General features: G+C 46.7%; 12 protein-coding genes. 2 read left to right on the top strand and 10 right to left on the bottom strand.

The window, feature by feature from the left end; genetic code table 11:
• Positions 1-19: 19 nt before the first annotated feature.
• The 5 genes from AC1RR2_RS07120 to AC1RR2_RS07100 form a co-directional block, all read right to left on the bottom strand.
• Complete coding sequence (locus tag AC1RR2_RS07120) at positions 20-784, bottom strand: DUF6090 family protein (RefSeq protein ID WP_493221599.1); 765 nt, start codon at positions 782-784, stop codon at positions 20-22.
• Positions 785-877: 93 nt separating this feature from the next.
• Positions 878-3268, bottom strand: coding sequence for an ABC transporter permease (locus AC1RR2_RS07115; protein WP_493221598.1), 2391 nt, complete (start codon positions 3266-3268; stop codon positions 878-880).
• A gap of 18 nt (positions 3269-3286) precedes the next feature.
• Positions 3287-3967, bottom strand: coding sequence for an ABC transporter ATP-binding protein (locus AC1RR2_RS07110; RefSeq protein ID WP_493221597.1), 681 nt, complete (start codon positions 3965-3967; stop codon positions 3287-3289).
• A gap of 40 nt (positions 3968-4007) precedes the next feature.
• The gene (locus AC1RR2_RS07105) at positions 4008-5306 is read right to left on the bottom strand and encodes an efflux RND transporter periplasmic adaptor subunit (protein ID WP_493221596.1); all 1299 of its coding nucleotides are present in this window, start codon (positions 5304-5306) and stop codon (positions 4008-4010) included.
• Between the two features lie 140 nt (positions 5307-5446).
• Complete coding sequence (locus AC1RR2_RS07100; RefSeq protein WP_493221595.1) at positions 5447-7957, bottom strand: tetratricopeptide repeat protein; 2511 nt, start codon at positions 7955-7957, stop codon at positions 5447-5449.
• Between the two features lie 556 nt (positions 7958-8513).
• On the opposite strand from AC1RR2_RS07100, the gene AC1RR2_RS07095 reads away from it, so the two are divergent.
• Positions 8514-10397 (top strand): pre-peptidase C-terminal domain-containing protein, encoded by a 1884-nt coding sequence (locus AC1RR2_RS07095; RefSeq protein WP_493221594.1) that lies wholly within the window; start codon positions 8514-8516, stop codon positions 10395-10397.
• Between the two features lie 164 nt (positions 10398-10561).
• Positions 10562-10897: a zinc ribbon domain-containing protein YjdM gene (locus tag AC1RR2_RS07090; RefSeq protein WP_493221593.1), complete on the top strand. Its 336-nt coding sequence runs from the start codon at positions 10562-10564 to the stop codon at positions 10895-10897.
• 116 nt (positions 10898-11013) lie between these two features.
• On the opposite strand, the gene AC1RR2_RS07085 is transcribed toward AC1RR2_RS07090, so the two are convergent.
• The 5 genes from AC1RR2_RS07085 to AC1RR2_RS07065 form a co-directional block, all read right to left on the bottom strand.
• Positions 11014-11649, bottom strand: a complete 636-nt coding sequence (locus AC1RR2_RS07085) for a LysE family translocator (protein WP_493221592.1) — start codon at positions 11647-11649, stop codon at positions 11014-11016.
• A 47-nt stretch (positions 11650-11696) separates the two neighbouring features.
• Positions 11697-12086: a hypothetical protein gene (locus AC1RR2_RS07080; protein WP_493221591.1), complete on the bottom strand. Its 390-nt coding sequence runs from the start codon at positions 12084-12086 to the stop codon at positions 11697-11699.
• A gap of 65 nt (positions 12087-12151) precedes the next feature.
• Positions 12152-13846, bottom strand: coding sequence for a PAS domain-containing sensor histidine kinase (locus AC1RR2_RS07075; RefSeq protein ID WP_493221590.1), 1695 nt, complete (start codon positions 13844-13846; stop codon positions 12152-12154).
• Entirely contained in the window at positions 13813-14337 is a 525-nt protein-coding gene (locus AC1RR2_RS07070) for a hypothetical protein (RefSeq protein WP_493221589.1), read from the bottom strand. The genes AC1RR2_RS07075 and AC1RR2_RS07070 overlap by 34 nt, the downstream gene beginning before the upstream one ends.
• A 170-nt stretch (positions 14338-14507) precedes the next feature.
• Positions 14508-14933, bottom strand: coding sequence for a pyrophosphatase (locus tag AC1RR2_RS07065; protein ID WP_493221588.1), 426 nt, complete (start codon positions 14931-14933; stop codon positions 14508-14510).
• Between the last annotated feature and the right edge of the window lie 119 nt (positions 14934-15052).

The following is a 15052-nucleotide window of genomic DNA, read 5'->3' as shown; positions in this document are numbered from 1 at the left end:
TCTTTATCCCAAACCGCGTCTATTTCTTCTGTGAGAAAAAACTCGATTCTTCATTGCCGGGATAAGTCGCGTCAATGTCCTTAATAATGGCAGTGCCAAGATCAATATAGCTGCGATAGCTTTCTATTAGCTTTTCTCTATCTAATAGACGCGTTGCAAGCCGCTTTCCTTTGCGTGCACTGATCAGTTGATAATGATGAGTAAAGTCGTCGTCACCAGAGAAGTCATTTTCCAGATAGGTTTGTAAACTCATTTGTTGCTGCATCCAGCTTTGCTCTGTACTACGGAGTATCGATAAATGACTTTGATATAGATTCGTAATTCGCTCTAACAATACATTGTTTTCAATATTGGTCAGTTTTCCGCTCGATTTGAAACCATCGTAGCGGCTCATCAATGGTGTAAACGCATGCTTCTTCGTGATTGCGGCATAGGCTTGGTCGAAGCTGGCTTCATCTGTCTTGGCTAAGGCAGGTAGATCCAACAAATACTGCAAATGCTGTTGACGCTGTTGGTCTTCGTTCATCACGATATAAAGCTGATTGATATCTGCGCGCAAATCGCGCTTTAATCCCAGTAAGAAAGACCGCACTTGCTGTTGCTCGTGTTTGTGCTCACCTATCCCATGCAACCAAATACTCAGGCTCACCGCGAACACAATAATGGCAATTTCTAAAGCGATCTCTTTGAGTTTGTGCCACCGATCATGTGTAGGATGATGCGATTTATCAATCGCAATGTCGATCACTTTTTTGGTGTGGTCAGCTATTTCCTGAAAAGCCATAAGGGAATTCCTAAATCATTAAAAACGAAAGTACAAAAAGCAGAATGAGCACATCTGGCGATGCACTCATTTTCATGGCCCATATGTTTATTGCTAATCGCGCAGCACTTTTACCGGGGCAATACGAACTGCCGCGATGGTATGTCGCAGCGTGGACAGTAATGCGACAATCACACCGATGAGCAATGCACCAAACACAGTCCACAAGCCTATCGGTGCTTGATCCTGAAATTCCGCCAAATATTGATGGATACGGTAGACGGCAATCGGCAAGCCTAACAGTGCACCAATTCCTATCAGGAGAATAAATTCACGCCCAACCAGCTTGGCAATCGCCATTTTACTGGCACCATACAATTTTCTGAGTACAATTTCTTTCGAACGTCTTTGCACGCTATACGCCGCCAATACATAGATACCAAACGCTGCAATCGCAATCGTAATCACACTAGCAGCGGCTAATAATTGTGCCACATGCATGTCCAAGGCATTACGTTCTGAGAATTCACTTTCCATGGTATTCATACGTAGCATCGCGTTCGGAAAATAGCGGTCCCACATGGCTTCAATCGCTGTTTGCAATTGCTCTTTACTACCCTCAGTACGAACCGTGAACACACCACCCCACGATTCCAAAAAATAAAACGAAGCTTGTGCCGGACTTCGAGGATCAGCGTTTCTCACATCAGGAACCACGCCGATAACCTGTGCGTTCTGTCTTCTTAACTTGAGAAATTGCCCAACAGCTTCCTCGTTACTTTTAAAACCCAGTCTCTTCACCGCGCTTTCATTGAGTATGGTGATTTTCTTATTATCAATTTGATCGACATTGGGATCAAATACGCGTCCAGCTTTCGCTTGAATTTCATGCGCATTAAAAAAATCTGGGTTCACCGATAACCAACGCAAATTAATCGGCGCAGAACCTTCTCTTTGTACAGAATCACCGCTAGTGAGTTCGCGCATTAAACTATTGGTAGCCGATATTTTGGTGACTCCGGGTATTCTTGCCACCGCGTCGCGGAATGCTCGACCATTCGCGGATTGTAAGCCCTCGGGCGTATTAACTACCAGCAGTGGTTTGGGATCAAAACCAGGATTGAGATGGCTCACATAATAGGTCTGCCAGGTCACAGCAATCGCCGTCGCCGTTAATCCCATAGCCGTACCAAACTGCAAGACCGTCAATAGGCGACGCATTCTGAGACCACCAACGGTTTCTGCATTGCCACGACCGGATAAGGCAGCGCTAGGTAACACTTTCAAAGCGGACCAGGCGGGGTAGGCACCGGAAGCAATTCCTAGCAGGACGCTACTTAATAAACAGATAGTGACACTAGACCAGCTAAACATACCACTCAGATCCAAAGAAACCATGTCTGAAAAGTTGGGTAAAACCATCCATGCAACCAGCAAGCCGAACCCAGAGGCCAGTAAACAAACCAATATAGATTCGCTAAAGAATTGCTGCAGGACCCGAGCGGAACTGGCACCCAATACTTTACGCATGGCGATTTCACGTTGTCGCCGTAAGGCGCGCACCGTCGCCAGATTCAAATAATTTGTCATCGCCAAAGCTAAAATAAGGATGGCGATTGCACTCAAGCCCGCTAACATTTTTTTGTCTTGTAATGCCGATCTGCGACTATCTGGATCTAGATTTTGGACACGTAACTTGTCTAGCTTAAATTCAAGCAAGTTGGGATTATTGTTATGGGCAGCGAGAAGTGGCTTAATAAACTCATCGAAGAAAGCCGATTTTTTGTACGCTGTTTCAATCGCAGTCACCGCCTGTTGTGGCGTGACATTGCCGAGAAATTTGACAAAAACCGTACCATTGGTTGAGCCCCAATTATTAATCGCGTTTTTCTGCCTTTCCTTATCCCAAGCTTTATTGTTTATCCCACCTAAAGCCGCATATGGCCGGGTAGTCGTCGCAGGTGGCGTTGCCAGAAGTGCGGTCACGGTAAAGGTGTCACCATTTACTAACAAGGTTTTACCAACCACATCCGTATTGCCAAATAACTTAATGGCTGTTGCTTCGGTCAAGGCCATCGCATCTGGTCGCTTGATGGCGGCGTCCAGATCACCGACTAAGGGTTTGATGCCGAAAATTTTACGAAAATCCGGATCGACCAAGCTTATCTCTATCGATTGCACACGCTCACCATAACGTACATCAATCGACTGTGGGGAATAGACTGAAGCGATCAAGGGCAGACCACTTTCGACCATGGCTTGCCTAGCCTGAAAACTGGTGCCGGAATTCCAGCCACCAAAGCCTTCGATGTTCCAACGCTCTTTCGCGTAATAAATCTGATCATTTTCAGCGATGTGAGCGTCGTAACTGAATTGGTGGCGCACCAAACCCAACAATAGAAAACAGACGGCGACACCAACTGACAAGCCTAAAATAACGATGGCGGAATAACTAGGTTCCTTGATTAGCAAACGCCAACCAATTTTAAAATCTCTAAAATTCATTATCATCCTTTAATCCTATTAGGCTGCGCGCAAGGCATCGACTACCACACGTCCATCAAGCAAATGCAAGGTGCGGGAAGCTTGTGCTGCGTGTGCTGGTGAGTGTGTCACCATCACCACCGTAGTGCCCTCAGCATTGATCTGGCGCAGCAAGCGCATCACTTCATCACCATGGGCGGTATCCAAGTTGCCGGTTGGTTCATCAGCTAGCAGGATGGCGGGATTGGCCACCAAGGCACGGGCAATTGCCACCCTTTGTTGCTGACCACCGGACAATTGTGAAGGGCGGTGTTTGGCGCGATGACTGATACCGAGTTTTTCTAGCATCGCTGCGACTCTGACTTGGCGCTCCTTGGCGGGCGTATCGGTGTATTCCAGTGCCAATTCAACGTTTTCAAACACGCTTAGTTCTTCTATCAAATTGAAGCTTTGAAAAATGAAACCAATACGCCCACGGCGCAATTGATTCAATTGGGCTTCGCTCCATTTCGCGACGTTCTTTCCTTCAAAAAAATAGTCGCCTTCACTTGGTACATCGAGTAAGCCGATCAAGCCTAGCAATGTCGATTTACCGCAACCGGAGGGCCCTGTGATGGCAACGTATTCGCCGGCATCAATATCTAGATTGATCTTATCTAAAGCGGTGGTTTGCACTTCGCCGGTGACATGAATTTTGCTGACCGCATTCAATTTGAGCATGATGTTCTTTCTTCAATAGAGGTATTCAGATAGGAATTGTTTACTTATTCGCAGAGCGGTTAATTTGTAATCGTTGCGCATTCAGGAACGGGGTGTAACTGGAAATCAACACGTTTTCACCGACCTCCAATCCAGAAATAATTTCGACTTGCCGGTTGCTTCGATGTCCCACTTGTATCGCGCGCCGTTCTGCCGTCTTACCGTCCTTATCGACGACGAACACCCAGGTGCCGCCGGTATCATTGACAAAAGCGCCCATAGGCAAAATCTTTGCTGGAGCAGGATCGCCCAAGGTAATGGTGGTATCCATACTTTGGCCAGGACTGAGCTTATCCGGTGCGCTATCGATAAATTTTAGCTCTACAAGAAAACGTCCATCTTTTATTTGCGGGAAAACCGTTTTCACCTCAACCGCGTACTGCTTATCCTGTATCCGGGCATTGCCCTTTTGTCCCAAACTTACACGCGTCAAATAGTATTCGTCCACCTGAGCCACCAATTTGAAATGCTTAGGATCATCTATCCTGCCGATACGCTTACCCGTATTAACAGATTCCCCTACTTGTAATTGAAAATCGGTCAATTTGCCATCAATCGGCGCCCGCACAGCTAAGGCTTCTACTGTGGAACTGACCAATTTCAATCCTGATTGCAAACCATTGATACCGGTTTCCATTTGCGACAAGGCAGCGCTTCTGACCTTCGCCTCTTGTGCTTGATTGAGTAGCTCTTCATTGACGGCAAAGCGCTGTCTTTCGACGGCATCTTGCGACTCCTCCAATGCAGCGCTAGAAATAAATCCTTGCGCTGCTAAGCGCACATTTCTCTCGTGTTTTTTCTGCGCTTGTACCAAATCGAATTGCAACGCAGATAGCTTGCGTTGATGATCACTGGCCGACATTTGAAAGCCAACCCGCATATTGGCCAGATTAGAAATTTGTTGCGTGTGCTCGCCCTTGCGTTGCAACAGGTCGAGGTTACGTTGTGGATTAGAAAGCCGGAACAATAATTGTCCCTTCTTAACCATGGCGCCGTCTTGAATAAACACTTCTTCTACCCGGCCAGATTCGACCGAATCTAGCATGACCGTATTATAGGGCTGGGCGTTGGCGCGCACGATGATGTCATCATAGAACACTGCTTTTTGCAGCGCCTGTATCCTCAAATCGGCAGCCGACACTTGCATACCTTTAGGCATCCATTGCCAAGCAAACCCAGCCAGTATCACCAAGGCCAGTACTGACGCTCCCAGCTGAATTATTCGTCGTTTGTGATTCTTAGGAACCACTTTATCCATGGCAGCACCCGATGCCAAGGAACTTACGCTATGACTTTCCATGCAAAACCTTTTACAAAAACCAATATAAAAAGTATTGCAAACATCATGCCAGCAAAAAACGGGCTGTTTTAGCGGTTTTTTGGCCAATTCTCAGCGCTTACAAAAATAAGGCGTCCGAAAACGGACAGTGTTGTGTTCAATTACGAACGTTTCTTGAGAGCATCTATTCTCTCTGAAATTTTCTTCACCAACTGCGATCGAACTGCCTGCATCACTGCCTTCCAATCACCGGGCAAGGATTGCCGAAATAGGTAGGCGCTTGGATACCAGGCGGTATCAGTACGCTCGTGCATCCACCTAAAATCAGCTTCATACGGCAGCAATAGATACAAAGGTTTTCCCAAAGCACCCGCTAAGTGAGCTACCGAAGTGTCGACGGAAATGATCAGATCCAGATGGTAGATTGCAGCGGCGGTGTCGCTGAAGTCGTCTAGTTTGTTGGCAAGTACATGAATCCGTTTACCAAAGCTGCGCATCAAACCTAAGCCAGTCTTTTCTGCCTTTGTGAGTTCTTTTTGTAATACATAATAATCCGCATCCAATTGCAGCAAGGCATTAAATACCGAAAAGGGGATACTACGATTTTTATCGTTTTGATGTGCTGCCGTGCCCGCCCACACCACACCTATTTTCAGGCGTTCACTTGAAGGAATGCTCTGTGCCCATTGCTGTGCTTTTTGGCTATCCACTTTCAAATAGGCTAGCTGTTGTGGGATATCTTGCGCTTGTAATTGCAAAGCCAAAGGCAGGCTTAATAGAGGGCATTGATAGTCGAACGCAGGCATGGATTCTGACGCCGCAGTACGCGCGAACACCTTTACTGGTAAAGAGTTGAAGAGTTTGACAAGGCTGGCAGGTACCTCAAAAATAACTTTCACATCATCTGCCCGCAAGCGCTCTTGTACCAAGCTCAACAAGCGACAAAATTGCAAGGTGTCGCCCAAACCTTGTTCAGCATAAATCAATAAAGTACTGCCATGCTTCAGCCTTTGTCCTAGCCACATAGCCTGATTGAAATTACGTTTAGAACTCTCCCATTGTGCGTTCTTCCAACGCCATTCATACAACTTCCAGCCTTCGTCAAATTGCCCCAGGCTGAGCAGACACATCGCCTTATTCAAACGCGGACTGACATAGTCGGGATCAAGTTGTATGGCGCAATCAAATCGTTCCAGGGCTTCATCAAAACGGCGTAACTTCTGCAACACGACACCCCAGTTATTTTGCAAGATCGCCGACTGTGTTTGCACTTCACTTTGTCGCCGGTAAGCTAGTTCAGCTTCTTGCCACAAGCCTTGTTGCAATTGTTGATTGGCGATATCTATTGCCGACACGCCGCTTTGTGGCATCTGCACGTGTGACGCAGTGCCAGCGTGGGTCTTGGTTTCTGGATTCTGAAAATGCTGTCTCAACTCATCCCTTACTTTTTCCAAAGTGACTGACCAATCGCTGACAAGCGGCTGTCGAAACAAACGTGCACTACGGTACCATGGGCTGTCATCGCGATCTAATAGCCAGCGAAAATCAGGCAAGGACGCTAATAGTATCCAACATGGCTTACCCATGGCACACGCTAAATGAGCGACCGAAGTATCGACGCTAATCAGCAAATCCATCTGATGAATCAGCGCGGCAGTATCGGCAAAATCGAGTAAGTCGGCACTGTGTTGGTAGACCTGCTGCTGTTGCAATAATTGCTGCTCACTGGTGCTGATTTCTTTTTGCAAGCTATGAAATTCCCATTGCGTTTGCGACGCTAGCGCGTTCAATACATCAGACAGTTTCAGGCTACGTTTCTTGTCATTGCTATGCTGAACCGAGCCTGACCACACCAGTCCTATGCGTGGCTTATTCGTTGCCGGTAGTTTTTGCGACCACTTTTTCAACGAGGCTAGAGGCGCAAAAATGTAGGTCCCGGGATCAGGAATGGTCTCCCAATTTGTATTGAGAACAGCTGCTATGCTCAGCATGGAAATCTGATAATGAAACGCAGGGATGGTAGCGCCTGCAGAAATGACCTGGATATTGTCAGCCTGCTGCCATTGACGCACGCTGTGATGCAAGAGGGTATACAGCGCCTTATCCACGACTAAAATCACTTGGGCTGCAAGTAACGCCAATTGCATAGCGTAGCGACAAAATTGGATGGTGTCGCCAAAGCCTTGTTCGGCATGCAGTACGATTATTTTTCCACTCAGCTCGTCTTGACCGTTCCAACGCGGGAAAGCATGCAATTCCGGATGAAGCGCCATGGAGGCATGTTGCCAGCGCGCCTCGTAAAGTGGCCAGGCGGTTTCGAAGCGTCCAAGTAGCAAGCACAACATCCCTTTGTTAGCCTGCGCGATGCTATCTTGCGGCACTTGTTCTAAGGCAGTATCGTAAGCCTGCAGCGCTTCCTCGAAACGATGCATATTCTGTAGTGTCATTGCCCGCTTGTTTTGTAAGCCCGGCAATGCTGGCTGTAGTTTCGCCGCTTGCTCAAATAGCTGAAGTGCCGGCTCAAACTGATCGGTCTGCAGATAAAGTGTCGCCAGTCCGACCATGGCCTCGGCGTGCTGCGGCTGCTTTTGTAAGAACTTCACATAGGCGTCTTGCGCCTTCTGAAGTTCACCGGCTTGATGTAAGCGCACTATCTTAGAAAATTCATTCACACTATTTATTCACACTATTAGTTATACGCACTGTTTTTGGCGATCCGCACGCTCAACAAAGGCGATTGCTTCCCTATACACATTCTATTCTGCTATCGCTCTGACAAGTAATGCGAAACAGAAATAGCGACAAAAATTCACAAAATTCTGAGAGGCGGCAATCCCCCACTACGCTTGCCTAAGCACTGTGCTCGAATAAAATATGCGACACTATAATATTAAAAAATAAACTAATATTCAAGAAAGACTGAGTTTATTTTTAATACATAAACACATTGAATCATCGCCGAAAAGTGGCTCTGAACGGTGATTCTTTCCTGTTTAAGTCGTCACGAAAAATTTATCTAAAAGTCTTTTCGAATGTATATACATATCAGCCTTTTATAAATATATTCCAAGCATATTGTATTTCTGATTTTTCTGTTTAACTCTGTTTTCGCTTCATCTTCACGCCGCTGTTTGCAATGCTAATCCCAGATTGGAAACAGCGTTTTTTTCAAACTGAAGCGTCATTTCAATAACGGGCTCACAACTCAAAACACAACAGGGAGACACCATGAAAAAAACAATCAAGACAATCAAGACATCTAGCAGCATCACTTCCAGCCTGCTTTCAGCACTGCTGGCAACTGGCCTTATTAGCGGCGGCAGCGCCTTGGCGGCGGACAATTTACAGGTCAAAGCCAAACTAGAACTTGGCAGCGTCAACGCCGTCATCAATGGATTGGCGGCACAACATGCCAATCCAAATGCTCGCTTTCTGCGCTCTACGACAGGTGCCAACAAAGAAGGCGGGCAAGAGTTAGACACCGACATCACCGATTACCATTTTAAAGATGGTTTGTTGTCAGTATCCGGCAGAGCGCGTGGCGTCGCGAATTCTACCTTCGTACTTAAGGGTAATGCCCAAAGCATCAAAGGGTATTTGGTCAGGCATGACACTAAAAAAGCCTACGAATACAGCACCGATGCCAAAGGCGTAGTCAGCGTGGTCGAAGTCGCCATCAGCAAAATTATTCCCGATCTGGATGATCAGTGGTTAAAGGCGACGACGATCAACAATCTGGCTGGCGCCATACATCCTGTATATAGTCCTATGGCCTTACGTCAGGCGAAACACATCGGTCCTTACAATAATGAAGATGTCACTAAGCTAGAGAGTAAGCCAGGTAGCGCGTGGGTGTTTTATCTGAATCACTCTGCGGTCATGAGTGGCTCCACGCCTTTGAATGGCGTGACTAAAGAGAATATGTATCGGGCGTGGCAAATCGTTGCCGACCAATACTCCATGTACAACATCAATATCACCACCAATCCTGCGGTCTACAACGCTGCAAAATCTGCCAATATTCTGCGTACTGGTGTGATCAACTTCGTCAATCAAGATGGCCGCTCGAATGCGCCATTGAGCTCTTTCGGCACCACGTCTGCGGGCACTTTGTACCGAAATCCTTCCAGTGGCTTTGACTATGGCTATGGAATCGGAATGACTGCAGCGCACGAAGTAGGTCATCAAATGGGTATGAACCATGATCGTGGCGGCTCAGGTGGCGAGTACTTCGAAGGTATCGCTGCCTATCAATGGGGTCCTATCATGGGCAACTATTGGATGGGTGCCAACTGGGCAGCTAGCCGCTGGACCTGGAGTAAAGGTGAATACAATACCGCGAGCAATTTTGAAGACGATTTACGTATCATGAACGTCAATGAGTCCGTGCCATATGTGACCGACGATAATCCTTCTGGCAAAGCTTTGAGTATAGGAAGCAATGGCGCGATCAGCGCCACCAGCAATTTCGGACAAATCGAAAGAACGGGCGATACCGATACCTTTACTTTCACGGTCACGGGTACGGGCAAGTTAGACTTAAAAATTGATCCGATTGAATATTTTGGCATGCTCGATGTCGACGCAAAAATCTACAATGCCGCAGGTACACTCATCGCCAGCAGCAATAAAGCGGTGAACCGCTCTGCAGAATTCATTGCCTTGAATTTGAGTGCAGGTGACTATCGTCTGGTCATCGCAGGGGGGGCGGAAGGAACGCCTAAAAATGGCTTCTCCAATTACTCTTCTTTAGGCTACTACGCCATGCAAGGGAGTCTGACCGGCGCTACCCCACCACCAGACGTAATCTTAACTAGTGGCGTGGCCCTCACGGGTCAAGGTGGCGCAACTGGCACGTGGAAATACTACGCAATCGACGTACCAGCCGGCAAAACCAACATCGTATTCTCCATCAACGGGGCAAATGGCGATGCCGATCTATTCACGCAATTGACCAGCAAGCCGACTACTACGGTCTACAAGTGCAAATCAGATGGCGCAACATCGGTAGAAAGCTGCACCGTGAATGCACCCGCAGCAGGTCGTTACTATCTGGGCGTGTATGCTTATGCGACTTACTCAGCCTTAACGGTGAAAGCGACCGTCAACTAAATTGGCCGATATGCAGTAACCATAGACAAAACGGAGCTTCGGCTCCGTTTTTTCATTAAATTCAGATTCACAAAAATACGCCAGAAATTCGAGCCAAATCAAACTAAAGGCAGGTGTTGGTCGGTTATACTAGGCTACTTTACTCGTTTTTTCTGAAAGAATGTATGTCGAATGTACCCGCCTGCCCAGTCTGTGGCTTAGAAAATACCTACCCCGACGGTGAGAATTATATGTGCGCCGATTGTGGTCATGAGTGGCCTATACAAGCTGCCGCTGAAGAAAGCGATGAACGCATCGTCAAAGACTCTAACGGTAATGTGCTGTCGGATGGCGATGCCGTGGTGTTGATCAAAGATCTAAAAGTAAAAGGTTCATCAACTACCTTAAAACAAGGAACCAAGGTAAAAAGCATACGCCTGGTCGGTGGCGATCATGAGGTAGATTGCAAAATGGATGCGGGCAATTTTATGTTAAAAGCTTGCTACCTGAAGAAGGTCTAAGAACCTGGCGATCCAAAGAACTCAGTAAAAAAATCAGCGCTCAAACGGCGCTGATTTTTTTACTACGTTATGCCTAGAGCCTGTTGCCTAGAATACAGGTCAACAGACCCTAGTCACTACACAGACCGGTGCTGGCGGAATAAATGTAAAGCAATCGCGGCCAGTACAAATCCCATAAAATACCGTTGCACGGACAGCCATTTCTTATTCTCAGCAAACCATGCCGCCATACTGCCAGCAGAAAACATAATGATGAGATTCATACTGCCTGCAATAAAAGTTTGTATGCCACCTAATAAAAAGCTTTGAAGCAAAACGGAGCCGCCATCAGGCTGTATGAATTGCGGTAAGACCGACATATAAAATACCGCCACTTTAGGATTTAATGCGTTGGTCAAAAAACCCATCATGAATAATTTTTTCGGCGTTTCATCCGGCATACTTTGCGGATCTAATGGCGAGCGAGCGCCGGGACGCACGGCCTGCCATGCCAGCCACAACAGATACAGTGCGCCCAAATATTTTAGAATTTCATAAGCCATAGGAATCGCCATAAACAAGGCAGTCAATCCTATCGCGGCAGAACATACATGCACCGCAAATCCGCACACCACACCCAGCCAAGAAATAAAACCTGCACGTGTGCCCTGGCAAATCGAGCGGGAAATTAAGTAGATCATATTCGGGCCTGGCGTGACCGCCATCAACAGCGACGCTCCCGCAAAGATCCAGATTGCCTGATTAGAGATCATTATTCATCGAGTAAAAACAAAAAAATAAGCGCAGTAAGGTGAACGAACTAACTTGATACTTCCGGCTTCGCTTTCAGCACCATCACCAGCATCAAAATCATCGCGACCAACACCGCCAAAGATGCGCCAGACAATAGTGGTACGAGTTTTTCTTCTGGCACTGCCTGAGAAAAGAGCAAAAATAATCCTATGCTCATTCCGACCGCACCTAGGTGATGCAAAATAAATTGTGTGCGGGCGATCGCGCCTTGCTGCGGCCTCAACCAAAGCTTATGAATCACGGCATACATCATAGAAACAACAAATCCTATCAATAAAATATGGGCATGTGTCACATGCTGAACATGATCATGCGAGGCCGCCATGATAATCCCTAATGTCATACCAATCACAGCAAAGCCTAAGGCGGATAGTAAGTATTTTCTATCGTAGTTCATCTTCTTCTCCTCTAATTGAAATTCACTGAGTGCATTCCCGTACTTTCCAACAATCGTCATCTTGATTACACATCGTGTTTTGGCAAACGAATCCAAAACATCGTATGTACGCCTTCTTCCGATACAAATCCAATTTGCCCCTGCATTTTCTCAATTAAGACTTTAGAAATATGCAGCCCAAGGCCCGCACCTTCTTTCTGTCGTACTGCGGCATGACTTGCCTGAGCAAATTTTCCAAATATTTGCGAATGAAATGCAGCGGGGATACCTGCGCCGTAATCTTCAACTTGCAATTGGTAGTGATCATGATCAGACAAAATGCGTATCGTTACCAATCCACCCGTCGGCGAGAATTTGGCGGCATTCGACAATAGATTCGCCATTACCTGCATCAAGCGATCAACGTCTCCCCACACCATAGCAACTTTCAAATCGCTGTGCAGTTCGAATCTAACCTGATGCATTTGCGCATAGGACGTATTTGCATCCATTGCTTGTTGTGCCAATTGGCACAGATCCACGGCTTGCAAAGACATCGTCATCTGTCCTTTTGCCAGTTTTTCGAGGTCAAGGATATCGTTCACCAAGATACTCAAACGCTGACTATTGCGATTGGCAATTTTCACCAAATTCAAGGCTTTTTCTGGCAATTCGCCGGCTACGCCAGATTCTAATAGCCCCATAGAACCACGGATGGAAGTCAACGGTGTACGCAGCTCATGACTGACGATGGAAATAAATTCGGATTTCAAATGTTCTACTCGTTTTTGCTCTCGCAAATCAAGTACAAAGCCTACCCATTCATCTTCACTTTGTTCCAAGCGCGAGACGCCTAGCATAACCGGTATCGTTCTGGCATCGCCAGCAATGATCTCGGTTTCGAATGGTGCTACCGTATCATGTTGCGCCAGGCTCTCGACGGCTAAGCGCTGCTTGCTACTTTCAATTTGTGTGCTGAGCTCAAACCAATTCACACCATGACCTTTCAGCGGCACCACACCCAAGCTATCGCGCTGTAAATCCAGCATCTGCAACAACACATCGTTGGCATCTATCATGCGTCCTGTGCCATCGCATTCCATCATGCCTATCAAACTAGAATTCATCAGACGTCGCAGACGCATTTCGTTGATCTGCAAAGCCTGATAGTTCTTCAGAATTTCATCTTCCAATTGTTTATTTTTTTCTGCCGCCAATGACTGCTCGGTGATGTCGGTAATAAAGCCATGCCACAATATGCTGCCATCAGCTAATTTCTCTGGCTGCGCCTGACCTTGCCGCCAGCGCAACCCCTGCTCAGGCAAAATTACCCGATACTGGCAGCGCCAGGGCTGCAAACTCGTCGCCGATTTTTGTATGGAGAGCTCCACCTTTGCATAATCATCGGGGTGCAGGCGGGAAAAAACCAATGCAGCATCTTGCGTTACCTGCTCTGGTGTGACTTCATAAATCTGCTGGATACCCTCACTGGCATAAGGGAAGCGGGCACTGCCATCGGGCGCCAATTGATACTGAAAGATAGTGCCTGGCACCTGCGCCGACAAACGGGCAAACAAGGCAATCGCATCTTTCAATTGGGTTTCTGTGCGTTTTTGTTGTAAGGAAAAACGATCAATACAAATCAAAACAAAGCCAAAACTAACGAAAGCAGCGAACACGTAGAAGACCAAAAACGCGACATCATTAATTGGATTTGCACCAAATGGTGCTGCCGCCGGATTGGTATTCAATACCGCATAGTAGAAACTGCGAAACAGCAAAAATACGCCGCAGAATAAATAGTAGCTAAAAATCGGAGGCTAAATAAGTGTTTATCTACGCTGCTAAATAGTAGCTGTGCGCTTTTTAAGATGACAATAGCCACCAATAAAGAAATCCACACATTGCGCGCCGCAAAATCTAATTGAACTATCGTGTAGTAGCTAGTAAAACATGCCTCAATCAAGGGCAAGCTTAAGTAAAACCAGGGCTTAATCGTCTGTCCGGTGAATTCTGCCAATATGAACAGATACCAAATGTAAGCAGATAACAACAGTGCCTGCCCGACTACGATAGACACAAGATCCGGGATCAGCCCTCGTAAGACGCCCAACATGGCCCAAGCCAAGGCTTGCAACAAAGTTGCCTTTGCCCAGCGCGATAATCCTGTTACCTGCCCCAAGGAATCGCGCGATGCAGCGAACAAAGCGATCCCAATCAACAAGCTACCAAAGCTAATAATGAAGACGATAGTCCTGGCGTCTAGATTCATGCTAAGCGGCGCTCCATCTGGCGATTAGGTACAAGATTGATGATGTCGCCGCATCAAACCGGCGACATCACGGGTTCAGGACGATTGCTTATTACTAGTGCTTATTACTAGTGCTCATTGCTAGCGCTCAAAGCGATAAACTAAAAAACTAAATCACGCCTGCATAAAAACTATTTTAGCGACGCCAACAGTTCTTGAATCTTAGGCTCGGGCTTCCAATAGCCAGGGCCTTTCATGACTTTGCCGCGTTCGTCATAAATCGGCAGTCCATCAGCACCGAGTTTTGAAAAATTTGATTGCATGATGATGGATAAAATCTGGTCTTGCGGCAAACCAAATTTCGCCATTTCCGACGCACAATAGACCTGTATATCGCCGAGCAAATCGGCCAACATCGTTAAGACTTTCAGCGGATCTTCGCCGGCATTTTGTGCCGCGATAATCTCGTCTATCTCATGTACTTCTTCCATTAAGATATCTTTGAATGCGGCCATACGATCTGCGGCAGGAACACCGACATCCAAGCTAGGGCTAGGGTTCACCGGCAACTTGTAAATGCCATTAAATTTCTTAATATCTTGCGAAAATTCACTCATTACTTTGACTCCATTCTATGTCTTGCATTTAATTTTTTGACTCAACTTCCCTGACTCGACTCAAGATTTTGGCGATACGAAAGCCGCCTCCATTTCACACATAAGGAATCAAGATCAGT

The sequence above is a fragment of the Undibacterium sp. GW821-FHT11H02 genome, from assembly GCF_058808015.1.
Note: the sequence above shows the minus strand (reverse complement) of the source record. Positions and strands in the feature narration are given on the sequence as shown.

Bases quoted from the DNA above. Each gene is read 5' to 3' on its own strand.
- AC1RR2_RS07120 (WP_493221599.1), bottom strand. From the start codon at position 784: ATGGCTTTTCAGGAAATAGCTGACCACACCAAAAAAGTGATCGACATT.
- AC1RR2_RS07115 (WP_493221598.1), bottom strand. From the start codon at position 3,268: ATGAATTTTAGAGATTTTAAAATTGGTTGGCGTTTGCTAATCAAGGAA.
- AC1RR2_RS07110 (WP_493221597.1), bottom strand. From the start codon at position 3,967: ATGCTCAAATTGAATGCGGTCAGCAAAATTCATGTCACCGGCGAAGTG.
- AC1RR2_RS07105 (WP_493221596.1), bottom strand. From the start codon at position 5,306: ATGGAAAGTCATAGCGTAAGTTCCTTGGCATCGGGTGCTGCCATGGAT.
- AC1RR2_RS07095 (WP_493221594.1), top strand. From the start codon at position 8,514: ATGAAAAAAACAATCAAGACAATCAAGACATCTAGCAGCATCACTTCC.
- AC1RR2_RS07090 (WP_493221593.1), top strand. From the start codon at position 10,562: ATGTCGAATGTACCCGCCTGCCCAGTCTGTGGCTTAGAAAATACCTAC.
- AC1RR2_RS07085 (WP_493221592.1), bottom strand. From the start codon at position 11,649: ATGATCTCTAATCAGGCAATCTGGATCTTTGCGGGAGCGTCGCTGTTG.
- AC1RR2_RS07080 (WP_493221591.1), bottom strand. From the start codon at position 12,086: ATGAACTACGATAGAAAATACTTACTATCCGCCTTAGGCTTTGCTGTG.
- AC1RR2_RS07070 (WP_493221589.1), bottom strand. From the start codon at position 14,337: ATGAATCTAGACGCCAGGACTATCGTCTTCATTATTAGCTTTGGTAGC.
- AC1RR2_RS07065 (WP_493221588.1), bottom strand. From the start codon at position 14,933: ATGAGTGAATTTTCGCAAGATATTAAGAAATTTAATGGCATTTACAAG.